A 24811-nucleotide genomic window follows, 5' to 3' on the forward strand; every position below is an offset into this window, starting at 1 on the left:
TAAAACGTTGTTAAATCAACGTTTTTTATTTTTATCTTTGGTATTCCTTGGTATTCTTTTGCAAAAAAAGATACAACATTTTGTTGTATCCTAAATATTAAATCAAGTCCTGAATTTTCTTAAGTTTTTATCATATTTTCTGTTATAATTAAGGTGCCTTAAGAAAAATAATGAAAAAACTAAATGTTTTTCATATAGTTTTCATTGTTTTAATAGTTTAAAGTCAATCTTATTTTTCTCTAATAGAAAATAATGAAAAAGTAGGTTTAGAAAGAGGTAAGTATCTATGTCTTCTCATAAAAAAGTGTCACTCTCTGAGATTAATCAATCTATCGATACTCCAAATAACAATCATTTCTGGCAAAATTTAAAGGCCTTTTTAGGTCCGGGTGCTCTTGTCGCAGTTGGTTATATGGATCCAGGAAACTGGATTACCAGTGTAGTCGGTGGTGCTTCCTATAAGTATAGTCTCTTGTTTGTTATCTTGATTTCATCTCTCATTGCCATGCAACTTCAGCAGATGGCAGGAAAGCTTGGTATTGTAACCCAGATGGACCTGGCTCAAGCAACGGCTCATCATTCACCTAAATGGCTTCGTTATAGTCTATGGGTGATTTTAGAATTAGCCTTGATGGCGACAGATCTGGCAGAAGTTCTAGGTTCAGCGATTGCTCTCAATCTTCTCTTTAAGATTCCGATTATGATAGCCATCCTCTTGACCGTGTTGGATGTTTTTCTCTTATTGCTTCTGATGAAATTTGGCTTTAAGAAGATTGAAGCTATTGTGACAACACTGATTTTAACCATTCTAGCAATTTTTACCTATCTTGTAGCCTTGTCACATCCAAGCTTCCAAGGAATCGTTGAGGGTTATCTACCGAATGCAACCTTATTTGAAAGTCCTTTGCCAGGGCATGAAAGTCAATTAACCTTGGCACTAGGGATCGTGGGAGCAACTGTTATGCCTCATAACCTCTATTTGCATTCATCCTTGTCACAGACTCGTAAAATCAATCACAAGGACAAAAATGATGTTCGAAAAGCCGTGCGCTTTATGACCTGGGATTCAAATCTCCAATTATCCTTGGCCTTTGTGGTTAACTCCCTTCTATTAATTCTCGGGGCGGCTCTCTTTTTCGGCCATGCATCTGAGATTTCTGCCTTCTCTCAAATGTATAATGCCTTGCAGGATTCTACTATTGCAGGAGCTATAGCTAGCTCGACCTTATCAACCTTGTTTGCCTTGGCTTTATTAGCCAGTGGTCAAAATTCGACAATTACGGGTACCTTGACTGGACAAATCGTTATGGAAGGTTTCTTGCATATGAGATTACCTCAATGGTTCATTCGTTTGGCAACTCGTCTCTTTGCCTTGTTGCCTGTCATGATTGTAGCGGTTCTGTTTGGTCATCAGGAAAAAACATTAGATCAGTTATTGGTTTATTCACAGGTCTTTCTTTCAATCGCTCTTCCATTTTCAATCTTCCCACTGATTTATCTAACTTCTAAGAAATCACTGATGGGAGAATTTACCAATGCCAAATGGAATACCATCCTTGGTTATATTGTTTCCATTATCTTAACAATTCTCAATGTGAAATTGTTATTTGATATTTTCTAAGAAATTCACCCGAGTTATAAAACAAGCATATAAGAAAAAAGATACCCAAGATTTCTTGGGTATCTTTTTTAAAATAAACGGAAGACATGGGATTCGAACCCACGCACGCTGTTACACGCCTACCGCGTTTCCAACACGGCCTCTTAAGCCTCTTGAGTAATCTTCCAATACTTACTCAAATAGTCTACCATAAAGGCTCTTATCTTGCAATAAAAATTCTGAAAATAAGAAAAATGATAGAATTTGAAAGAAAATGATAAAAAATGCTTGACTTTAAAAGAAAGTGTGATAGAATGAATAGTGTAAACGATAACAGGAGGTGATTCGGTGTTAAAAACAGAGCGGAAACAACTGATTTTAGAGGAGTTAAATCAACATCATGTAGTTTCTCTAGAAAAATTAGTTAGTTTGCTAGAGACCTCAGAATCAACGGTTCGAAGAGACTTGGATGAATTGGAAGCTGAAAACAAGCTTCGTCGTGTGCATGGTGGAGCAGAATTGCCCCATTCCTTGCAGGAAGAAGAAACCATTCAAGAAAAATCTGTCAAAAACCTTCAAGAAAAGAAGTTGCTGGCTCAGAAAGCTGCTTCTCTCATCAAGGAACAAGATGTCATCTTTATCGATGCTGGAACAACAACAGCCTTTTTGATTCATGAATTGGTCAATAAGAATATTACTGTTGTGACAAATTCGATTCACCATGCAGCTCAGTTGGTTGAAAAGCAGATTCCGACTGTCATGGTTGGAGGAAGCGTCAAGACGGCGACAGATGCTAGCATCGGGGGCGTTGCTCTTAACCAGATTAACCAATTGCACTTTGACCGTGCCTTTATCGGGATGAATGGTGTGGACGATGGCTATTATACGACTCCTGATATGGAGGAGGGGGCTGTGAAGCGTGCTATTTTAGAGAATGCCAAACAAACGTACGTCTTGGTGGATTCGTCTAAAATTGGACAAACTTGCTTTGCTAAGGTAGCACCACTCAAACGCGCTATTGTTATCACAAGTCAAGGGCATGAGCTCTTGCAGGTTATTAAGGAGAAAACGGAGGTAATAGAAGTATGATTTATACAGTCACACTCAATCCATCCATTGACTATATTGTCCGTCTGGACCAAGTCCAAGTCGGTAGTGTCAATCGTATGGACAGTGATGATAAGTTTGCTGGTGGGAAAGGAATCAATGTAAGTCGTGTCTTGAAGCGCTTAGATATTCCAAATACAGCGACTGGATTTATCGGAGGCTTTACTGGTGAATTTATCACAGATACTCTGGCAGAGGAAGAAATCGAGACGCGTTTTGTCCAAGTGGCAGAAGATACTCGTATCAATGTTAAAATAAAAGCAGACCAAGAGACAGAAATCAACGGAACGGGTCCAAATGTGGAACCAGCCCAGTTAGAAGAGTTGAAAGCTATCTTATCTAGTTTGACTACAGAAGATACAGTTGTCTTTGCTGGTTCAAGTGCTAAAAATCTAGGCAATGTCATCTACAAGGATTTGATTGCCTTGACGCGCAAGACTGGTGCGCAAGTAGTCTGTGACTTTGAAGGACAGACCTTGATTGATAGTTTGGACTATCAGCCACTTTTGGTCAAACCAAACAATCATGAACTGGGAGCTATTTTTGGGGTTAAACTCGAAAGTTTAGATGAAATCGAGAACTATGCTCGTGAGTTACTGGCTAAAGGTGCTCAAAACGTTATTATCTCAATGGCTGGGGACGGTGCACTTCTTGTCACATCTGAAGGAGCTTACTTTGCTAAACCAATCAAGGGAACAGTGAAAAATTCAGTTGGGGCTGGTGATTCTATGGTCGCTGGATTTACAGGTGAATTTGTCAAATCTAAAGATGCAGTAGAAGCCTTCAAATGGGGAGTGGCTTGCGGAACGGCAACCACCTTCTCAGATGACTTGGCAACAGCAGAATTTATTAAAGAAACATATGAAAAAGTTGAGGTAGAAAAACGATGAAAATTCAAGACCTATTGAGAAAAGATGTTATGTTGCTGGATTTGCAGGCAACTGAAAAAACAGCTGTCATCGAAGAGATGATTAAAAGCTTGACAGACCACGGTTATGTGACAGATTTTGAAACTTTTAAAGAAGGAATTTTGGCGCGTGAAGCTCTGACTTCTACAGGTTTGGGTGACGGAATCGCTATGCCTCATAGCAAAAACGCTGCTGTCAAAGAAGCGACAGTTCTCTTTGCCAAGTCAAACAAGGGTGTTGACTACGAGAGCTTGGATGGACAAGCAACCGACCTCTTCTTTATGATTGCAGCTCCAGAAGGTGCCAATGATACTCACTTGGCTGCCTTGGCAGAATTGTCTCAATACTTGATGAAAGACGGCTTTGCTGATAAACTTCGTCAAGTAACATCAGCTGACCAAGTCATTGAACTTTTTGACCAAGCTTCAGAAAAAACTGAAGAGCCTGTTCAAGTACCTGCTAATGAAACTGGTGACTTTATCGTAGCTGTTACAGCTTGTACGACAGGTATTGCCCACACTTACATGGCCCAAGAAGCCCTTCAAAAAGTGGCTGCTGAAATGGGTGTTGGAATTAAGGTCGAAACCAACGGTGCTAGCGGTGTTGGAAATCAACTAACTGCAGAAGATATCCGTAAGGCTAAAGCTGTTATCATCGCAGCAGACAAGGCCGTTGAAATGGATCGTTTCGATGGCAAACCATTGATCAATCGTCCGGTTGCTGACGGTATACGTAAGACAGAAGAGTTGATTAACTTGGCTCTTTCAGGAGATGCTGAAGTCTACCGTGCCGCTAATGGTGCAAAAGCTGCAACAGCCTCTAACGAAAAACAAAGCCTTGGTGGTGCCTTCTACAAACACTTGATGAGTGGTGTCTCTCAAATGTTGCCATTCGTTATCGGTGGTGGTATCATGATTGCCCTTGCCTTCTTGATTGATGGTGCTTTGGGTGTTCCGAATGAAAACCTTGGTAGTCTTGGTTCCTACCATGAACTAGCTTCTATGTTCATGAAAATTGGTGGAGCTGCCTTTGGTTTGATGCTTCCAGTCTTTGCAGGTTATGTTGCCTACTCTATTGCTGAAAAACCAGGTTTGGTAGCAGGTTTCGTGGCTGGTGCTATTGCTAAAGAAGGTTTTGCCTTTGGTAAAATTCCTTATGCTGCAGGTGGTGAAGCAACTTCAACTCTTGCAGGTGTCTCATCTGGTTTCCTAGGTGCCCTTGTTGGTGGATTTATCGCAGGTGCTTTAGTTCTTGCTATCAAGAAATACGTTAAAGTTCCTCGTTCACTTGAAGGTGCTAAATCAATCCTTCTCTTGCCACTTCTTGGAACAATCTTGACTGGATTTGTCATGCTAGCTGTTAACATCCCAATGGCAGCAATCAACACAGCTATGAATGATTTCCTTGGCGGTCTTGGAGGCGGTTCAGCTGTCCTTCTCGGTATCGTTCTTGGAGGAATGATGGCTGTCGATATGGGTGGACCAGTCAATAAAGCAGCTTATGTCTTTGGTACAGGTACGCTTGCAGCAACTGTTTCTTCAGGTGGTTCTGTGGCTATGGCAGCAGTTATGGCTGGAGGAATGGTGCCACCACTTGCAATCTTTGTCGCAACTCTTCTTTTCAAAGATAAATTTACTAAGGAAGAACGCAACTCTGGTTTGACAAATATCATCATGGGCTTGTCATTTATCACTGAGGGAGCGATTCCATTTGGAGCTGCTGACCCAGCTCGTGCGATCCCAAGCTTCATTCTTGGTTCAGCAGTAGCAGGTGGCCTCGTTGGTCTTACTGGTATCAAACTCATGGCGCCACACGGAGGAATCTTCGTTATCGCGCTTACTTCAAATGCTCTTCTTTACCTCGTTTCTGTCTTGGTAGGAGCAATCGTAAGTGGTGTGGTTTATGGTTACCTACGCAAACCACAAGCATAAAAATTAGATAGAAAATAAAAAGATTGGACCGTTTGGTGCAGTCTTTTTTAAAGAATTTGACAAACAAGTTTTTGAATGATATTCTAAAATAAAACTCATAGAAATGAAAAAACATAATGAGAGTATTTTAAATGAATATAATTGAATTTATTCTGGATTTGGATTGGAAGAAGATAGTAGAATCAATTTTATCAGCTCTATTAGCTTCTGGAATAATCGGTGGTTTTGGTTACTTAGTGACGAAAAAAATTACAAGAGATTTTCGTATTGCAGAAGAAATGAAATCGTATGGATTTAAAGGTGTAGTGGCAAAGAAAAAGCATTCGACTAGAGAGATTAAAAAGTTATGTAAAAATACTAAAAGATTGGATTTACTTTTTATATCAGGTATTGATTTTTTTTCGGAAAATAGAACTGTATTAGAGAATGCTATGAATAATGGAATGAAAATTCGTTTTTTGTGTTCTCAGATCTATACCAATTTTTTATCAGATTTAGAGAAACTTGAGGATAAAGAAGGGTTGCGAAAGTCTGACACAAATATTAGTATCGAAATTGAAGATGTGACTAAAAAATATAGTAAATATATAGAAAGTGGACAAATGGAAATTCGCTATTATTCAACACAATATCGTTTGCCGTTTATGTTGGTTTATAAAAAAAAGAAAAATATGAAGATGACAAAGGCTTTTTTAAGAGTTACTCTGCCTCCATATAATTGGGAGACCAATTTTGTGTTGATAGGTGAACGTAAAACTACTAAAAAAGATGACTTTTTTAAAACTAATAATGATGAAATAGATTTCATTTCTATGATGGAAAAACATTTCGATTGTGTTTGGGAAGTTGCGGATAGGGAAATAGATAGAAAACAAGAAATAAAAAATACAAATTTCGAAGTGAAATCTTAAAAATCTAAACTTTGAGACTTTGCTTATTTAAATATAATAACAATTACTTTGAATATAATCATGATAAAGAAGATTGGACCGTTTGGTGCAGTCTTTTTCTCTTTTCGAAATGCCTGTGAAATATGGTATAATAGAAGAATGGCAAACAAGAATACAAGTAAAACAAGACGGAGACCGTCTAAAGCAGAACTCGAAAGAAAAGAAGCGATTCAACGAATGTTGATTTCGCTAGGAATCGCACTTTTATTGATTTTCGCAGCCTTCAAATTAGGGGCTGCAGGTATCACCCTTTACAATTTAATACGCTTGCTGGTGGGTAGCCTAGCTTATCTGGCCATATTCGGCCTATTAATCTACCTCTTCTTTTTCAAGTGGATACGAAAACAGGAAGGACTCTTATCTGGCTTTTTCACCATATTTGCTGGCTTACTCTTGATTTTTGAGGCCTACTTGGTTTGGAAATATGGTTTGGACAAGTCTGTTCTAAAAGGGACCATGGCTCAGGTTGTGACGGATTTGACTGGTTTTCGAACGACCAGTTTTGCTGGAGGGGGCTTGATTGGGGTCGCTCTTTATATTCCAACCGCCTTTCTCTTTTCAAATATCGGCACTTACTTTATTGGTTCTATCTTGATTTTAGTGGGTGCCCTCCTAGTCAGTCCTTGGTCTGTTTATGATATTGCTGAATTTTTCAGCAGAGGATTTGCCAAATGGCGAGAAGGACATGAGCGTCGAAAAGAGGAACGCTTTGTCAAACAAGAAGAAAAAGCTCGCCAAAAGGCTGAGGAGGAGGCTAGATTAGAACAAGAAGAGGCTGAAAAAGCCTTACTCGATTTGCCTCCTGTTGATATGGAAACGGGTGAAATTCTGACTGATGATGTTGTGCTTGACGCTCCACCTTTTCCAGAAGAAGACTGGGTGGAACCAGAAATCATCCTACCTCAAGCTGAACTTGAATTCGCTGAACAGGAAGATGGCTCTGATGACGAAGATGTTCAGGTCGATTTTTCAGCCAAAGAAGCCCTCGAATACAAACTTCCAAGCTTACAACTCTTTGCCCCAGATAAACCCAAGGATCAGTCTAAAGAGAAGAAAATCGTCCGGGAAAATATCAAAATCCTAGAAGAAACCTTTGCTAGCTTTGGTATCAAGGTAACAGTTGAACGGGCTGAAATTGGGCCATCAGTGACCAAGTATGAAGTCAAGCCAGCAGTAGGTGTACGGGTCAATCGCATTTCCAATCTAGCAGATGACCTCGCTCTAGCCTTAGCTGCCAAGGATGTCCGAATCGAAGCACCTATCCCAGGGAAATCCTTAGTTGGAATCGAAGTACCCAACTCTGAGATTGCGACTGTATCCTTCCGCGAACTATGGGAACAATCTCAAACGAAAGCAGAAAATCTCTTGGAAATTCCTTTAGGGAAGGCTGTTAATGGAACCGCAAGAGCTTTTGACCTTTCTAAAATGCCCCACTTGCTAGTTGCAGGTTCAACGGGTTCAGGGAAGTCAGTAGCTGTTAACGGCATTATCGCTAGCATCCTCATGAAGGCGAGACCTGACCAAGTTAAATTTATGATGGTGGACCCCAAGATGGTTGAGTTGTCTGTTTACAATGACATTCCTCATCTCTTGATTCCAGTTGTGACCAATCCACGCAAGGCTAGCAAGGCCCTGCAAAAGGTTGTGGATGAAATGGAAAATCGTTATGAACTCTTTGCCAAGGTGGGAGTTCGGAATATTGCAGGCTTTAATGCCAAGGTAGAAGAGTTCAATGCCCAGTCTGAGTACAAGCAGGTTCCGTTACCGCTCATTGTCGTGATTGTGGATGAGTTGGCTGACCTCATGATGGTGGCCAGCAAGGAAGTGGAAGATGCTATCATCCGTCTTGGACAGAAGGCGCGTGCTGCAGGTATCCACATGATTCTTGCAACTCAGCGTCCATCCGTTGATGTCATTTCTGGTCTGATCAAGGCCAATGTCCCATCTCGAGTGGCTTTTGCGGTATCATCAGGTACAGATTCCCGTACGATTTTGGATGAAAATGGAGCTGAGAAACTACTTGGTCGAGGAGATATGCTCTTTAAACCAATCGATGAAAATCATCCTGTTCGTCTCCAAGGCTCCTTTATCTCGGATGATGATGTTGAACGCATCGTAAACTTTATCAAAGCTCAGGCAGATGCGGACTACGATGAGAGTTTTGATCCAGGTGAGGTTTCTGAAAATGAAGGTGAATTTTCAGATGGTGAATCTGGTGGAGATCCGCTTTTTGAAGAAGCCAAAGCTTTAGTCATTGAGACCCAGAAAGCCAGCGCATCCATGATTCAGCGTCGTTTGTCAGTTGGATTTAACCGTGCGACCCGCCTCATGGAAGAACTTGAGATGGCAGGTGTCATCGGTCCAGCTGAAGGTACCAAACCAAGAAAAGTATTGCAGCAATAAAAAATAGCTTCTTTCCAAATTTGGAAGGAAGCTATTTTACTGGCTATTGATTACTTTTATACTCTTCGAAAATCTCTTCAAACCACGTCAGCTTCGCCTTGCCGTATATATGTGACTGACTTCGTCAGTCTTATCTACAACCTCAAAACAGTGTTTTGAGCAGCCTATGGCTAGCTTCCTAGTTTGCTCTTTGATTTTCATTGAGTTTTGTTTTCTGAAGTTGGAGTAGTGGACTGTTTTTCATTTTCAGTAGCAGGTTTACTTGGAGTAGGAGTAGAAGAATCCTGAGTTGATGCTTTCTGCTCTTCTTTTTTCTCTTCCTTGACGCTGGATTTTGTCGTTTCTTCTTGTTGTGTTTTTTCTTGACTAGTATTATTTTCCTTATTGGGACTAGTATTTTCCTGAGGGGATTCCTTTTGAATTTCTTTGACAATGGTTGTCGTCTGGTTTGTCGTAGGTTCTTTTTTAGTATTTTTGTTATTATCCAAGGCGTTCATGATCGTGATACTTGCGGTAATCAAGCCAAGGATACTAGCGATAGTAGCAACGGTTTTTTGAAAGACAGTAAATCCTTTTTTGATGTGTTCTGTTTTTGGTTTTGAAGTTCTACGATAATTAGACATGCATTCTCTCCTTTGATTAAAATTTATTATACCTCATTTCTTTAAAAAAATCTTAAAAAAAGAGGAATTGCCCTTTCTTGTCGCAAGCTCCGTTTCATGATACAATAGAAGAAGTGATTTTAGAAAGCGTGAGAAAACATGATTTACTTTGATAATTCGGCGACGACCAAGCCCTATCCTGAAGCACTTGAAACCTATATGCAGGTTGCTTCAAAAATTTTAGGAAATCCATCTAGTCTCCATCGTTTGGGAGACCAAGCAACACGAATTTTAGATGCTTCCCGTCAGCAAATTGCAGATTTAATCGGTAAGAAAAGCGATGAAATCTTCTTTACTTCTGGTGGGACAGAAGGAGATAACTGGGTCATCAAGGGTGTGGCCTTTGAAAAAGCTCGGTTTGGCAAGCACATCATTGTATCAGCCGTTGAACATCCAGCAGTTAAGGAATCAGCCCTCTGGCTGAAAAGTCAAGGATTTGAAGTGGATTTGGCTCCAGTAGATGAGAAAGGATTTGTCGATGTTGAGGCGCTAGCAGATTTGATACGACCAGAGACGACCCTCGTTTCCATCATGGCAGTTAACAATGAAATCGGCTCTGTTCAGCCCATTGAGGCTATTTCAGAACTGTTAGCAGACAAGCCGACTATTTCCTTTCATGTCGATGCGGTTCAGGCACTTGCCAAGATTCCTACTGAAAAATATCTGACAGAACGAGTGGATTTCGCGACCTTCTCTAGTCACAAGTTTCACGGAGTTCGAGGTGTTGGATTTGTCTATATCAAGTCTGGCAAGAAGATTAAGCCTCTTTTAACAGGTGGTGGTCAGGAGCGTGATTATCGCTCGACAACTGAAAATGTGGCAGGGATTGCAGCGACAGCCAAGGCTCTCCGTTTGTCTATGGAAAAGCTAGATTTCTTTACTAGTAAGACAGGACAGATGAAGGCAGTGATTCGCCAAGCTCTTTTAGATTATCCAGATATATTTGTCTTTTCAGATGAGGAAGACTTTGCCCCTCATATCCTGACTTTTGGAATCAAGGGTGTTCGTGGTGAAGTCATCGTTCATGCTTTTGAAGACTATGATATTTTCATCTCAACGACCTCAGCTTGTTCGTCCAAGGCTGGGAAACCTGCAGGCACCTTGATTGCAATGGGAGTGGATAAAGATAAGGCCCAGTCAGCTGTGCGTCTTAGTCTAGACCTTGATAATGATATGAGTCAGGTCGAGCAGTTTTTGACCAAGTTAAAATTAATTTACAACCAAACTAGAAAAGTAAGATAGGAGCATTCATGCAGTATTCAGAAATTATGATTCGCTACGGTGAGCTGTCAACCAAGGGTAAAAATCGTATGCGTTTCATCAATAAACTTCGCAATAATATTTCAGACGTTTTGTCTATCTATCCCCAAGTTAAGGTAACGGCAGATCGCGACCGTGCCCATGCTTACCTCAATGGAGCAGATTACACAGCAGTTGCAGAATCACTTAAGCAAGTCTTTGGAATTCAAAACTTTTCCCCTGTTTATAAGGTTGAAAAATCTGTAGAAGTTTTGAAGTCTTCTGTCCAAGAGATTATGCAGGACATCTACAAGGAAGGTATGACCTTTAAGATTTCTAGCAAGCGTAGCGACCACAACTTTGAACTCGACAGTCGTGAACTCAACCAAACTCTTGGAGGAGCTGTTTTTGAAGCTATTCCAAATGTGCAAGCTCAAATGAAAAGTCCTGACATCAATCTTCAGGTGGAGATTCGTGAAGAAGCTGCTTATATTTCTTATGAAACCGTTCGAGGGGCAGGTGGATTACCAGTGGGAACTTCTGGTAAGGGCATGCTCATGTTGTCAGGGGGAATCGATTCCCCTGTAGCTGGCTATCTAGCGCTTAAACGAGGGGTAGATATAGAGGCAGTTCACTTTGCCAGCCCACCTTACACGAGTCCTGGTGCTCTTAAAAAAGCCCAAGATTTGACCCGTAAATTAACCAAGTTTGGGGGAAATATTCAGTTTATCGAGGTGCCTTTCACTGAGATTCAAGAGGAAATCAAGGCTAAGGCGCCAGAAGCCTATCTCATGACCTTGACGCGTCGCTTTATGATGCGGATTACCGACCGTATTCGTGAGGTACGAAATGGTTTGGTTATTATCAATGGGGAAAGTCTTGGTCAAGTCGCTAGCCAAACTCTTGAAAGCATGCAGGCTATTAACGCTGTGACCAACACTCCAATTATTCGTCCAGTTGTGACAATGGATAAGTTGGAAATCATTGACATTGCTCAGGAAATCGATACCTTTGACATTTCAATTCAACCGTTTGAAGACTGTTGTACGATTTTTGCGCCAGATCGTCCTAAGACCAATCCTAAGATTAAGAATGCAGAGCAGTATGAAGCACGTATGGATGTTGAAGGTTTAGTTGAGCGAGCTGTGGCTGGAATCATGATTACTGAGATTACACCGCAGGCTGAAAAAGATGAAGTGGATGACTTGATTGACAATCTTCTCTAATCAGAAAATCCAGAAGAATTTAGAAAAATAGATGAAAAAGTTAGTTTTTAATTCCAAAAGTGGAAGCAAAACTAACTTTTTTTCTATAATTGTGATATAATAAAATAAAATTTTGAATATAGAGAGTTTTCTGACAATGAATCAATCTTACTTTTATTTAAAAATGAAAGAACACAAACTCAAGGTTCCTTATACAGGTAAGGAACGCCGTGTGCGTGTTCTTCTTCCTAAAGATTATGAGAAAGACACGGATCGTTCCTATCCTGTTGTATACTTTCATGACGGGCAAAATGTTTTTTATAGCAAGGAGTCTTTCATTGGTCATTCATGGAAGATTATTCCAGCTATTAAGCGTAATCCTGATATCAGTCGCATGATTGTCGTTGCTATTGATAATGATGGTATGGGGCGGATGAATGAGTATGCGGCTTGGAAGTTCCAAGAATCTCCTATTCCAGGGCAGCAATTTGGCGGCAAGGGTGTGGAGTATGCCGAGTTTGTCATGGAGGTGGTTAAGCCTTTTATCGATGAAACTTATCGTACAAAAGCAGACCACCAGCATACAGCTATGATTGGTTCCTCACTAGGAGGCAATATTACCCAGTTTATCGGTTTGGAATACCAAGACCAAATTGGTTGCTTGGGCGTCTTTTCATCTGCCAACTGGCTCCACCAAGAAGCCTTTAACCGCTATATCGAGCGTCAGCAACTATCGCCTGACCAGCGCATCTTCATCTATGTGGGAACGGAAGAAGCGGATGATACAGACAAGACCTTGATGGCTGGCAATATCAAACAAGCCTATATCGACTCATCGCTTCGCTATTACCATGATTTGATAGCAGGGGGAGTACACTTGGGCAATCTTGTTTTGAAAGTTCAGTCTGGTGCCATCCATAGTGAAATTCCTTGGTCGGAGAATTTACCAGACTGTCTGAGATTTTTTGCAGAAAACTGGTAAAGTAAGAAAGGAGAAAATATGCATATTGAACATCTTAGCCACTGGAGTGGCAATCTTAACCGTGAAATGTACCTTAACCGTTATGGTCATGCTGGGATTCCAGTTGTGGTCTTTGCTTCATCAGGTGGTAGTCACAATGAATACTATGATTTTGGCATGATTGATGCTTGTGCTTCCTTTATCGAGGAAGGCCGTGTTCAGTTCTTTACCCTATCCAGTGTAGACAGTGAGAGCTGGTTGGCCACTTGGAAAAACGGTCACGACCAAGCGGAGATGCATCGTGCCTATGAGCGCTATGTGATTGAGGAGGCCATTCCTTTTATCAAGCACAAGACAGGTTGGTTTGATGGCATGATGACGACAGGTTGCTCAATGGGTGCCTACCATGCACTCAATTTCTTCCTTCAGCATCCAGATGTATTTACCAAAGTGATTGCTCTCAGTGGTGTTTACGACGCACGTTTCTTTGTCGGCGATTACTATAACGACGATGCTATTTACCAAAACTCGCCAGTAGATTATATCTGGAATCAGAACGACGGCTGGTTTATTGATCGTTACCGTCAGGCAGAGATTGTGCTGTGTACGGGTCTTGGAGCCTGGGAACAAGACGGTTTGCCATCCTTCTACAAGCTTAAAGAAGCCTTTGACCAGAAACAAATTCCAGCCTGGTTTGCTGAATGGGGACACGATGTCGCCCACGACTGGGAATGGTGGCGCAAACAAATGCCTTATTTCCTTGGAAATCTCTATTTATAAAAGGAGTTACCTATGAATTACCTTGTTATTTCTCCCTACTATCCGCAAAATTTTCAACAGTTTACAATTGAGCTAGCTAATAAAGGCATCACAGTATTGGGAATTGGTCAAGAACCATACGAGCAATTGGATGAACCTTTACGCAATAGCCTGACCGAGTATTTCCGTGTAGACAATCTTGAGAACATAGACGAAGTCAAACGTGCAGTTGCTTTTCTCTTTTATAAACATGGCCCGATTGACCGTATTGAATCCCACAATGAATACTGGCTTGAGTTGGATGCAACACTCAGAGAACAATTCAATGTTTTTGGTGCCAAACCAGAGGATCTCAAAAAGACGAAATTTAAGTCTGAAATGAAGAAGCTTTTCAAAAAAGCAGGTATCCCTGTGGTCCCTGGAGCTGTTATCAAGACGGAAGCAGATGTTGATCAAGTAGTGAAAGAAATCGGCCTTCCAATGATTGCCAAACCTGACAATGGAGTGGGAGCAGCCGCAACCTTTAAGCTTGAGACAGAAGATGATATCAATCACTTCAAGACTGAGTGGGATCATTCAACTGTTTATTTCTTTGAGAAATTTGTCACCTCTAGCGAAATTTGTACCTTTGATGGTCTTGTGGACAAGGATGGTAAAATTGTCTTCTCAACAACCTTTGACTACGCCTATACACCGCTTGATCTCATGATTTACAAGATGGACAATTCTTATTACGTTCTCAAGGATATGGATCCTAAATTACGTAAATATGGTGAGGCAATTGTCAAAGAATTTGGTATGAGAGAACGGTTCTTCCATATTGAGTTCTTCCGTGACGGGGACGACTACATTGCCATTGAGTACAATAACCGTCCTGCAGGTGGTTTTACAATTGATGTTTATAATTTTGCCCATTCCTTGGACCTCTATCGTGGCTATGCGGCTATTGTCGCGGGAGAAGAGTTCCCAGTGTCAGAGTTTGAACCGCAGTATTGTTTGGCTACTTCTCGCCGTGCAAATGCTCACTATGTCTATTCTGAGGAGGACTTGCTTGCCAAATATAGCCAGCAGTTCAAGGTTAAAAAAATCATGCCAGCGGCCTTCGCAGAACTTCAAGGAGATTACCTTTATATGCTGACAACTCCTAGTCGACAAGAAATGGAGCAGATGATTAAGGACTTTGGTCAGCGTCAGGCTTGAGAGACTAAAGGATTAAGGAAATTCACTCCCTTAATCCTTTTGTTTTGTCTGATAAAAAATAAGAGCATCCTAACAAGGTAGCTATCATAAAACTTGTTCGATAACTATTTGAAGCAGGATTAGGTGGTCAGAAATTGAATTTTAATACTTCAATTGAGTCATAGTATTGTGCTTTCGTATCCGTAAATCAGCTAAAAGGATCCATGACGACACCTATACGATATAGTTTTCAAGATACTAAACAAGTCTATTAAAATATTCAGGTGAGGCCTAGATATAGTTAATTGAAGCTTTGTTTGAAATCTGATAAAATAATGATATTACTAAGTTTTAAAAACTAAAGAAAAGGGAAGATATGATTACAGGCGAATTAAAAAATAAAATCGATCAGCTGTGGGAAATTCTTTGGACAGAAGGAAATGCAAATCCTTTAACAAATATTGAACAGTTGACTTATCTCTTATTTATGAAAGATTTGGATAGTGTCGAACTTGGACGTGAAAGTGATGCTGAATTTTTAGGGATTCCTTATGAGGGAGTTTTTCCAAAAGATAAACCTGAATACCGTTGGTCAACTTTTAAAAATATAGGAGATGCTCAGGAAGTTTATCGTTTAATGACTCAGGAGATTTTTCCGTTTATTAAAAATCTCAAGGGGGATACAGATGATACAGCCTTTTCACGATATATGCGAGAAGCTATTTTTCAAATAAATAAACCTGCTACGCTTCAAAAGGCAATTTCTATCTTAGATGTTTTTCCAACTAGGGGATTAAATATAGATTTTGATAATGACAAACAAAGTATTACTGATATCGGAGATATCTATGAATATCTGTTATCAAAATTGTCGACCGCAGGTAAAAATGGACAGTTCCGTACACCTCGTCACATCATCGATATGATGGTTGAGTTGATGCAACCGACCATTAAAGATATCATCTCAGATCCCGCTATGGGTTCTGCTGGCTTCTTAGTATCTGCTAGCCGTTACTTAAAGCGTAAGAAAGATGAATGGGAAACCAATACAGATAATATCAATCATTTTCATAATCAGATGTTTCATGGAAATGATACGGATACGACTATGTTGAGACTTGGGGCGATGAACATGATGCTACATGGAGTAGAAAATCCACAAATCAGTTACCTTGACTCGCTGTCTCAAGATAATGAAGAAGCCGATAAATATACTTTGGTTTTAGCAAATCCTCCTTTTAAGGGCTCACTTGACTACAATTCAACCTCTAATGACCTTCTTGCAACCGTAAAAACCAAAAAAACAGAATTACTCTTTCTTTCTCTTTTCTTGCGAACTTTAAAACCAGGTGGACGAGCAGCAGTTATCGTACCTGATGGTGTCCTTTTTGGTTCGTCGAAAGCTCATAAAGGAATTCGTCAGGAAATTGTAGAGAATCATAAGCTTGATGCTGTAATCTCAATGCCTAGTGGTGTTTTCAAGCCTTATGCTGGAGTTTCAACTGCCATTCTCATCTTTACAAAAACTGGCAATGGTGGTACTGACAAGGTCTGGTTTTACGATATGAAAGCGGATGGTTTAAGTTTGGATGATAAGCGACAACCGATTAGCGACAATGATATTCCAGATATTATCGAACGCTTTCATCATCTTGAAAAAGAAGCAGAACGTCAGAGAACGGATCAATCTTTCTTTGTTACAGTTGATGAGATAAAGGAAAATGATTATGATTTGTCTATCAATAAATATAAAGAGATTGAGTATGAAAAAGTTGTGTATGAACCAACAGAGGTCATCTTAAAGAAAATCAATGATTTAGAAAAAGAAATTCAAGCTGGCTTGGCTGAATTAGAAAAATTACTCAAGTAGGGAGGTGGCTGTATGAAAAAAGTGAAGTTGGGGGAAGTCTTATCTCTAAAAAAAGGCAAGAAAGCCACTGTACTTGCTGAACAAACAACTCTAAGCCAACGTTATATTCAAATAGATGATTTAAGAAATAATAATAATTTAAAATTCACTGAAAGTTTAAATATGACTGAAGCACTCCCAGATGATATTCTGATAGCATGGGATGGAGCTAATGCAGGAACAGTTGGTTATGGATTATCGGGAGCTGTTGGTAGTACAATTACGGTCTTAAAAAAGAATGAGCGATACAAAGAAAAAATTATATCAGATTACTTGGGAGTCTTTTTGGAAAGTAAATCGCAGTATTTACGAGATCATTCAACAGGTGCAACAATTCCTCATTTAAACAAGAATATATTACTTGATTTACAACTAGAATTGCTAGGTATCGAAGAACAAGAGAACATTATCTGTATTCTTAATACGATTAAAAGGCTTACTACTAAAAGAAAATTGCAGTTAGATGAACTAAACTTGTTCGTCAAATCCCGATTTAACGAGATGTTTATGCTAAGAAACTTTCCATTAAAAAGACTTGGAGAATTAGTTGAAGAAGTCCGATATGGGACGAGTTTACCGGCTACTCTTAACGGTAAATACGGATATTTAAGAATGAATAATATAACTGAAGGTGGTCAGTTAAACATACAGAATTTAAAACATATAGATATTCCAGAGGAGGACTTAGAAAAGTATGTTGTAAGAAAAGGGGATGTACTATTTAATCGTACAAATAGTCTGGAATTAGTTGGGAAAACATGTATCTATGAATTAGATTATGATATGGTTATTGCAGGTTATATTATTCGTATCAGAACAAAGAATAATATTTTAAATCCTAGATACCTCTCTGAATTTTTAAATTTTCCTAGTACAAAGAAGTTTCTAAGGAACATCGCGAAAGGTGCTGTTAATCAAGCTAATATAAATGCAAAAGAATTACAAAATATTTCCATCCCCCTCCCCCCTCTAGCCCTCCAAAATGAGTTCGCAGACTTTGTAGCCCTGGTCGACAAATCACAATTTGCTTGTGAGATAGCTATAAAAGTGTGGAGAAATAGCTTGAAATTTAGTATAATATAGCTAAACTATTTGTTTAAAGTGAGAAAAAAATGGGAAATTTTAGCTTTCTTTTAAAAAATGACGAATATGAATCTTTTTCAAAACCTTGCATTGAAGCTGAGAATATGATTGCTACATCAACTGTGGCTACTGCCTTTATGGCGCGTCGTGCTTTAGAGCAGGCTGTCCATTGGATATATAGTCACGATTCATATTTAGAAGCTCCCTATCGTGCTACTCTATCTTCTTTAGTATGGGATGATGATTTTAGGGATATCGTAGATTCTGAACTCCACAAGCAGATAGTTCTGTTGATTCGGTGGGGAAACCATGCTGCTCATGGTGGTGAAATTAAGGAACGAGAAGCGATTTTAGCTTTGCATCATTTGTATCAGTTTGTTAATTTTATCGATTATTGTTACAGCAATGAGTTTGTGGAGCGTTATTTTGATGAGAAGTGCTTACCACTTTCAGCAAACATCAAATACCGAGAAACTCCACAATCTATGATAAAGTTACAAGACAGTTTACCAGAACTGCCTGATTTTCATGAACAGATGGCTGCTCAGTCCGTAGAAGTTCAAGAGACTTATACTGAAAAACGTGAGACTGCAGCGCAACGGCAAGATGTGCCTTTCCATATTGATCAATTATCTGAGGCAGAGACAAGAAAGCTCTTTATTGATATCGATCTCCGTTTAGCAGGATGGATATTTGAAGAAAACTGTCGTGTTGAGATAGCCGTTGATGGTCTCAAGCACGGTTCAGGAATTGGTTATTGTGATATGGTAAAAATGGGAAAATTTTAGCGATTGTGGAGGCTAAAAAAGCCTCTGTCAATCCAGAAGTAGGGGAAGTACAGGTCAAAGAATATGCTGAAGCTCTGGAGAAACATATCGGCTATCAGCCAATTTGTTTTATTACAAATGGGTTGAAGCACTATATACTTGATGGTCCGAACCGCCGCCAGATTGCAGGCTTTTACTCTCAAGAAGAGTTGCAATTAGTGATGGATAGACGTCATCTTCAAAAACCACTTGAGGATATTTCTAGTAAAATTAGGGACGATATTTCCGGGCGTCACTACCAAAAACATGCGATTGCAAGCGTTTGTGAAGCTTTCTCTAATCATCGTAGACAGGCACTTTTGGTTATGGCAACTGGGGCTGGGAAAACTCGTACAGCAGTTTCTCTAGTTGATATCTTATCACGTCATAACTGGGTGAAAAACGTTCTCTTCTTAGCCGATAGAACTTCCTTGGTTAAGCAAGCATATGATTCGTTTAGAAAATTACTCCCGGATCTTTCCGTTTGTAACTTCTTAGAAGATAAAGAAGGAGCTCAATCAAGTCGCATGGTCTTTTCAACTTATCCGACCATGATTGGAGCGATTAGTGGTCAAGAAGAAGTAAATCAACGCCCTTTCACTGTTGGGCATTTTGACCTTATCATAATTGACGAATCTCACCGTTCTATTTATCAGAAATACAAGTCCATTTTTGATTATTTTGATGCAAGGATTGTAGGCTTAACAGCTACTCCGCGTCAAGATTTAGATAAAAACACCTATGGATTCTTTAATTTGGAGAATGGGGTTCCAACATATGCATATGATTTGGAAGAGGCTGTTAAAGACGGATATTTAGTAGCCTATCATTCTATCGAAACCAAACTGAAACTACCTACGGATGGTCTACATTATGATGATTTGTCTGAAGAAGAAAAGGAACATTTTGATAGCAAATTTGAAGACGATAGCTGTGAAAAAGATATTGATGGGAGTGTGTTTAATTCCTTTATTTTCAATAAAAGTACAGTAGAAATTGTTTTAAATGAACTCATGACAAGAGGAATTCAGACAGCCTCGGGTGACGAAATTGGTAAAACTATTATTTTTGCTAAAAATCATGATCATGCGGAATATATCAGAGGTATTTTTTACAACCGCTATCCTGAAAAAGGGAGCGATTATGCTCAGGTAATTGATTATAGTATTAAGCATTATCAGACCGTGATTGATGATTTTAAAATTAAGGAGAAGTATCCTCAAATTGCGATTTCTGTCGATATGTTAGATACAGGTATTGATGTACCAGAGGTTGTTAATTTAGTCTTCTTCAAGAAAGTACGCTCTAAAACTAAGTTTTGGCAGATGATTGGTCGAGGAACCCGTCTATGTAAAGATTTATTTGGACCTGAGCAGGATAAGGAAAACTTCTTGGTATTTGATTATGGGGACAATTTTGATTATTTTCGTGCAGATCCAAGAGATGGAGAGGGTCGTCACATTGTTTCGCTGACTCAGCGTTTATTTAATATCAAAGTGGACTTGATTCGAGAACTTCAGGGACTCCAATACCAAGAAGATCAGTTTGCGAGAGCATACCGTCAGGAGCTTGTTTCAGAACTTCAAGGTCGTATAGAGAGCTTAAATGAGTTGGACTTCAGGGTTCGTATGGTTTTAGATACAGTTTATAGCTATAGGAAATTGGAAAGTTGGCAGAATCTAACTGCTGTTACAAGTGAAACCATTCAAAACAATCTCTCTCCGCTTTTATTTGATGAAGATAAAGAAGATGAGATGGCGAGGAGATTTGATTTGTGCTTACTTCATATTCAGTTGGGGCAACTGACAGCTAAATCTTCCACTGTTCATATTTCCCAAGTGATGAAGACGGCTAGAGCTCTTTCTGCTATTGGTAATATTCCGCAGGTTTTTGAGCAGGCTGAAATTATCAGGAAAGTACAGGAGCCTGAATTTTGGAAAGAAGTTAGCTTGTCTGATTTGGAAAAAATTCGTCTTGCTATTCGAGATTTATTACAGTTTTTGGATAAAACAGACCGTAAACCCTACTATGTTAACTTTGAAGATCGTATACTCTCTACTGTTCACGAGACCACAGCATTTTTGCAGGTCAACGATCTTCGATCTTATAATGAAAAAGTTGAGCATTATTTGAAAACTCATCTGGATGAGGAGTCCATTTCTAAGCTATACCATAATAAAAAGTTGACATCTGATGATATGCTTGCACTTGAAAAATTGCTCTGGGAAAAATTAGGTAGCAAAGCAGACTACCAAAATCATTATGAAAATAAGGCAATTCCGAGATTGGTGCGTGAGATTATTGGCTTAGATAGAGAGTCTGCCAATCGTATTTTTTCTAAATTTTTGTCGGATGAGAACCTTAATGCTAGGCAGATTTCATTTGTAAAATTGATTGTAGACTACATTGTAGAAAATGGTTTTTTAGAGACGAAAGTGTTAACGCAAGAGCCGTTTAAATCTTATGGATCTGTTCAACTACTCTTTCAACACCAACTACCAGTACTTCGTAATATTGTTCAAACCATTGAGCTCATCAATGATCGAGCTGAAGAAGTAGCTTAAATTCTAAAGTGATTGCCATGCTGAGACTCATTTAAAATTAAAAAGAGTAGAAATTTATGCTATATATGAGAAGTTTTATTAGGAAGAATGTCATCGTTTTCCTAGAATACAGTATCAGTTGTTAAGTGGCTGATAAATTTCAAAGTAGATACTTGTACTACGATATTTGTTGATTGAGTTATTATAAAAGAGCTATTTTGATTTTAAAGAAATAGAAAACAAAAAGCCGGGCAAGAATTCAATTGCAGGAGAAAATGAAGGAATACTCAATGAAAATCAAAGATCAAACTAGGAAACTAGCTGCAGGCTGCTCAAAACACTGTTTTGAGGTTGTAGATGAAACTGACGAAGTCAGTAACCATACCTACAGCAAGGCGACGTTGACGCGGATTGAAGAGATTTTCGAAGAGTATAAATCTTCCTAGGATAAAGCAAAACGCATAGTATCAAGGGTTTTCAACACTTGATACTATGCGTTTTCTGATGTTAAAGACTTTCTACCAGTTTTTTTTAAAGCATAATTGTTAGTTGTAGTCATTTATTATTCTTCAAAGAAAAATGGTGGGGCGAATTTTTTCAGTTCTTCAAAGCACTTTTGAGCAGCATCTGCATCTTCACAGATGATAAGGCAAACATCATCACCACAAAGGGTTGCGATAATATATTGGAAATCAAGAGCATCAATAATTGTAGCGAACGATTGTGCTAGACCAGGAAGAGTTTTGAGTAGGACTTGGTGCTGAATAGGTCGCAACATGATGAGGGCATCTTCCATATAGTTTTCCAAACGTTTTTCCCATTTTGAGATGGAACCATTATTAAGAACATAATAAGCGTTATCTTCTTCGCGGACTTTTGATAGGTTCATATTTTTGATGTCGCGTGAGAGAGTTGCCTGGGTAACTTGAATGTCGTTATCAGCAAGAAGGGCTTGCAACTCAGCCTGTGTATGAATCTTGTTTTTTGCAACAAGAGCGCGTATGAGTTGGTGGCGGTGTTCTGATTTATTCATAATAATGTAACTCCTTTTAGCAAGGTATGGTAAGCGTGGACTGAGTGAGGTCGACAGTCAAGTGGTAGTCGGTATTGTCACGTATGGTGATTTCAAAGTCAGTCGTATAGAGGACTAAACGAAGAGTATCTCCTTCTTTTAACTTGTAAATAGTAGGTTGTAGTTCAAATTGCACATCCATCCATTCATCTGCTGTAATATCCTCTACTAACAGTAGATCAGTTCTATTTTGTAAATTAAGGTAGCCTTTTGTCACGACTCGTTGTGCATCTGCTCTAAATGGCAGTTCACAGAGATTTTCCAACATGTGGTAGCGTCCATTATCAATGGTTTTAGCACTTAAAATAGCTGGATAAGATTGTAGGTATTTCTTTTGACCAAGTTCCAGTAGTTGGGCTGATAAGAGCCCCTTGTTTGTACTGGATTTGATACGAAGATTAAGCTGAGCGCGACCGTTCAAGTGAAGATCTTTGGTCACAGGAAGGTCAATAGTAATTTGATTTGTTTTCCCTTGATAGAGTTCTGTATTGAAGGTTTGGTAGGTTTTACCATAGCGCTCAAAATCCTTATCTGGGTACTGGTTTTGAATAGCTTGCTCTTCTTGACCAAGTGAGAAGGTTTCAAAGTTATCTTGCTCACCGAAGGTATCAAGTGATAACCAAGTCTGAGGGGCTGTATTGTCCTGCCAGATAAGAGTAGGAAGTTGGAAATCTGTATCTTGTCCCAGTAATTTCTTTGTCAACAAAGCATTCATGGACTCACGGAAGTCAATGGACTGCCAGTTGTTCATGTAAACATGGGCCCCATTATGGAAAAAGAGATGCTTGTGTATATAAGTAGGAAGAGCATGGAACATCTGGTAAACATGAAGTGGTTTAACATTCCAATCCTGAGAACCATGGGTAAAGACAACCTCTGCCTTTACTTTATGAGCATTGAGCAGATAATTGCGGTCATGCCAAAACTGATTGTAGTCCCCAGTCTTGCGATCCAGTTGTTCTTTTACTTTTTCTAAGTCAGCTTGGTGAGCTTCATTGCCACGGATATAGTCGCCAGCCAAGAGATTACGAGAGTAGGTTAGTTCAGCAAGGGAGTCAAAGTCCTCACCTGGATAACCACCTGGGCTAGTTACCAGACCGTTTTCACGATAGTAATTGTACCATGAAGAAATGCCAGCCTCAGCGATGATAACCTCTAAACCATCGACGCCTGTAGTCGCAAGTCCATTGGACATGGTTCCAAGATAGGAAAGTCCAGTTGTGGCTACTTTTCCATTTGACCAGTCAGCCTTGACTTGACGCTGGCGCGTGTGGTCGGTAAAGGCACGGCAACGACCATTGAGCCAGTCGATGACATTTTTATAAGCTTCGATTTGTTGGTAGTCTCCGTTAGTTATGAAACCAGTAGAGTCTTTGGTACCAACACCTGACACATAGAGATTAGCAAAACCTCGTGGAAGGAAGTAGTCGTTGAGTGTATAGCTAGAGTTGATGTGACTTAGCTTTTCCTCAGCTTCAGCCACAAGATCAGCTTGACCTTGAGGTTGGACGAGATTGAGTTGAGGTTCCTCTAGTTCAATCTTATGAGCAGGTTTAACCTCAAGCTCGCCCTCCATCTTGTAGAGAGCCTTGTCACTAGCCTTGTCATTTGTTCCCTGATGATAAGGACTGGCTGTCATGATGGCAGGGATTTGCCCCTCATAACGTGGACGAATAATGCTAACCTTGACTAAGTCTGGTAGCCCTTTTTGGTCAGTATCGACACGAGACTCAACGTAGACCACTTCTCGAATAACATCATGGCTGGAAAAAGTTGCTAAACTCTTGCCGTTAAAGTAGTGGTAGTCATTATCCTCCGGAATAAGACCATCACTAACAAGTTGGTCGATAAGAGTATTTCCCTTTTTGGTGCGAGTATTGAGTAACTGATAAAGATTTTCAATCAAGTCACCATATATAATGGGAAATCCAGTTTCTTTACGAAACGCTTCACTGTCTTCAAAGTCAATCAAATAAGAAAAGCCTAAAAGTTGAAAGGAGACAGTATAAAAAATATCTGCTGTCAAGTCTTTGTCAGATTTGAAAAAAGTTAATATGTTAGTTTCTTTATCTACAGCCAAGCAGAAGAGTGGATAGTCGGTGTTCTCATAAGTGAAAAATAAGCGACGTAAAAAAGTTTCCAGTAATTCCTTGGGATTGGCTGTGTTTTGTAAATCAAAGCCACATTTTTTTAGTTCAGATAAGATATTTTCTTTTGGAAAAGTGATATAACTATATTGATTAAAACGCATAGAACCTCCATATAGAATGATAGTTAAGGTTATTATATCAAAAAAAAAGCAGAAAGGGAATTGTTAACTGCAAAAGGAAATAATCCAATAAAAATGAATAAAGTACTAAATTCAACATAGAGAACAGTGTAACAATAGACATAATAGATATAATATAAAAATTCTAGGAGATTTATATTATATGTTTTCTATTTTATATATAATATAGTATAAATATAAAAAACGATGACAAAAATACAAATG

Annotated in this window: 17 protein-coding genes, 1 tRNA gene and 1 pseudogene; 15 read left to right on the plus strand and 4 right to left on the minus strand. The window is 39.3% G+C overall.

Going from position 1 to position 24811, the window contains the following annotated elements; genetic code table 11:
* Positions 1-286: 286 nt before the first annotated feature.
* A complete protein-coding gene (locus tag DSY56_RS01000; protein ID WP_004260041.1) occupies positions 287-1621 on the plus strand; it encodes an Nramp family divalent metal transporter in 1335 nt (444 codons plus the stop codon).
* Between the two features lie 78 nt (positions 1622-1699).
* Here DSY56_RS01000 and DSY56_RS01005 read toward each other — a convergent pair.
* Positions 1700-1787, minus strand: a tRNA-Ser gene (locus DSY56_RS01005).
* A 161-nt stretch (positions 1788-1948) separates the two neighbouring features.
* On the opposite strand from DSY56_RS01005, the gene DSY56_RS01010 reads away from it, so the two are divergent.
* The 5 genes from DSY56_RS01010 to DSY56_RS01030 all read left to right on the plus strand — a co-directional run bounded on the left by DSY56_RS01010 (position 1949) and on the right by DSY56_RS01030 (position 8899).
* Complete coding sequence (locus tag DSY56_RS01010; protein WP_112443551.1) at positions 1949-2689, plus strand: DeoR family transcriptional regulator; 741 nt, start codon at positions 1949-1951, stop codon at positions 2687-2689.
* On the plus strand, positions 2686-3597 hold the full coding sequence (gene pfkB, locus DSY56_RS01015; protein WP_112443552.1) for a 1-phosphofructokinase: 912 nt from the start codon (positions 2686-2688) through the stop codon (positions 3595-3597). Before DSY56_RS01010 ends, pfkB begins: the two co-directional genes overlap by 4 nt.
* A complete protein-coding gene (locus DSY56_RS01020; protein ID WP_112443553.1) occupies positions 3594-5546 on the plus strand; it encodes a fructose-specific PTS transporter subunit EIIC in 1953 nt (650 codons plus the stop codon). The genes pfkB and DSY56_RS01020 overlap by 4 nt, the downstream gene beginning before the upstream one ends.
* 131 nt (positions 5547-5677) lie before the next feature.
* Positions 5678-6457: a hypothetical protein gene (locus tag DSY56_RS01025; protein ID WP_112443554.1), complete on the plus strand. Its 780-nt coding sequence runs from the start codon at positions 5678-5680 to the stop codon at positions 6455-6457.
* A gap of 138 nt (positions 6458-6595) precedes the next feature.
* A complete protein-coding gene (locus DSY56_RS01030) occupies positions 6596-8899 on the plus strand; it encodes a DNA translocase FtsK (protein WP_112443555.1) in 2304 nt (767 codons plus the stop codon).
* A gap of 197 nt (positions 8900-9096) precedes the next feature.
* Here DSY56_RS01030 and DSY56_RS01035 read toward each other — a convergent pair whose 3' ends face one another.
* Complete coding sequence (locus DSY56_RS01035) at positions 9097-9522, minus strand: DUF6556 family protein (RefSeq protein ID WP_112443556.1); 426 nt, start codon at positions 9520-9522, stop codon at positions 9097-9099.
* Between the two features lie 138 nt (positions 9523-9660).
* Between DSY56_RS01035 and DSY56_RS01040 the strand changes: the two genes are divergently transcribed.
* The 9 genes and pseudogenes from DSY56_RS01040 (at position 9661) to DSY56_RS11760 (ending at position 21691) form a co-directional block, all read left to right on the plus strand.
* Positions 9661-10803: a cysteine desulfurase family protein gene (locus tag DSY56_RS01040; protein ID WP_112443557.1), complete on the plus strand. Its 1143-nt coding sequence runs from the start codon at positions 9661-9663 to the stop codon at positions 10801-10803.
* Between the two features lie 8 nt (positions 10804-10811).
* Positions 10812-12026, plus strand: a complete 1215-nt coding sequence (gene thiI, locus DSY56_RS01045; protein ID WP_112443558.1) for a tRNA uracil 4-sulfurtransferase ThiI — start codon at positions 10812-10814, stop codon at positions 12024-12026.
* 136 nt (positions 12027-12162) lie between these two features.
* A complete protein-coding gene (locus DSY56_RS01050; RefSeq protein WP_112443559.1) occupies positions 12163-12987 on the plus strand; it encodes an alpha/beta hydrolase in 825 nt (274 codons plus the stop codon).
* Between the two features lie 18 nt (positions 12988-13005).
* Entirely contained in the window at positions 13006-13746 is a 741-nt protein-coding gene (locus tag DSY56_RS01055; RefSeq protein WP_033683867.1) for an esterase family protein, read from the plus strand.
* A gap of 12 nt (positions 13747-13758) precedes the next feature.
* The gene (locus tag DSY56_RS01060; protein ID WP_112443560.1) at positions 13759-14925 is read left to right on the plus strand and encodes an ATP-grasp domain-containing protein; all 1167 of its coding nucleotides are present in this window, start codon (positions 13759-13761) and stop codon (positions 14923-14925) included.
* Positions 14926-15280: 355 nt separating this feature from the next.
* Positions 15281-16774 carry a type I restriction-modification system subunit M gene (locus DSY56_RS01065; RefSeq protein ID WP_112443561.1) on the plus strand — a complete coding sequence of 498 codons (1494 nt, stop codon included), beginning with the start codon at positions 15281-15283 and terminating at the stop codon, positions 16772-16774.
* A 12-nt stretch (positions 16775-16786) separates the two neighbouring features.
* Positions 16787-17896 (plus strand): restriction endonuclease subunit S, encoded by a 1110-nt coding sequence (locus DSY56_RS01070; protein ID WP_112443562.1) that lies wholly within the window; start codon positions 16787-16789, stop codon positions 17894-17896.
* A gap of 29 nt (positions 17897-17925) precedes the next feature.
* Positions 17926-21266, plus strand: a pseudogene (locus DSY56_RS01075) (DEAD/DEAH box helicase family protein).
* A gap of 269 nt (positions 21267-21535) precedes the next feature.
* The gene (locus DSY56_RS11760) at positions 21536-21691 is read left to right on the plus strand and encodes a hypothetical protein (RefSeq protein WP_160109903.1); all 156 of its coding nucleotides are present in this window, start codon (positions 21536-21538) and stop codon (positions 21689-21691) included.
* A 116-nt stretch (positions 21692-21807) separates the two neighbouring features.
* On the opposite strand, the gene DSY56_RS01085 is transcribed toward DSY56_RS11760, so the two are convergent.
* Positions 21808-22278 carry an arginine repressor gene (locus DSY56_RS01085; protein WP_112443563.1) on the minus strand — a complete coding sequence of 157 codons (471 nt, stop codon included), beginning with the start codon at positions 22276-22278 and terminating at the stop codon, positions 21808-21810.
* A 16-nt stretch (positions 22279-22294) separates the two neighbouring features.
* Positions 22295-24568 carry a Xaa-Pro dipeptidyl-peptidase gene (locus DSY56_RS01090; RefSeq protein ID WP_112443564.1) on the minus strand — a complete coding sequence of 758 codons (2274 nt, stop codon included), beginning with the start codon at positions 24566-24568 and terminating at the stop codon, positions 22295-22297.
* Positions 24569-24811 lie beyond the last annotated feature (243 nt).

Source organism: Streptococcus sp. 596553 (assembly GCF_900411395.1).
GTDB classification, from domain to species: domain Bacteria; phylum Bacillota; class Bacilli; order Lactobacillales; family Streptococcaceae; genus Streptococcus; species Streptococcus mitis_BA.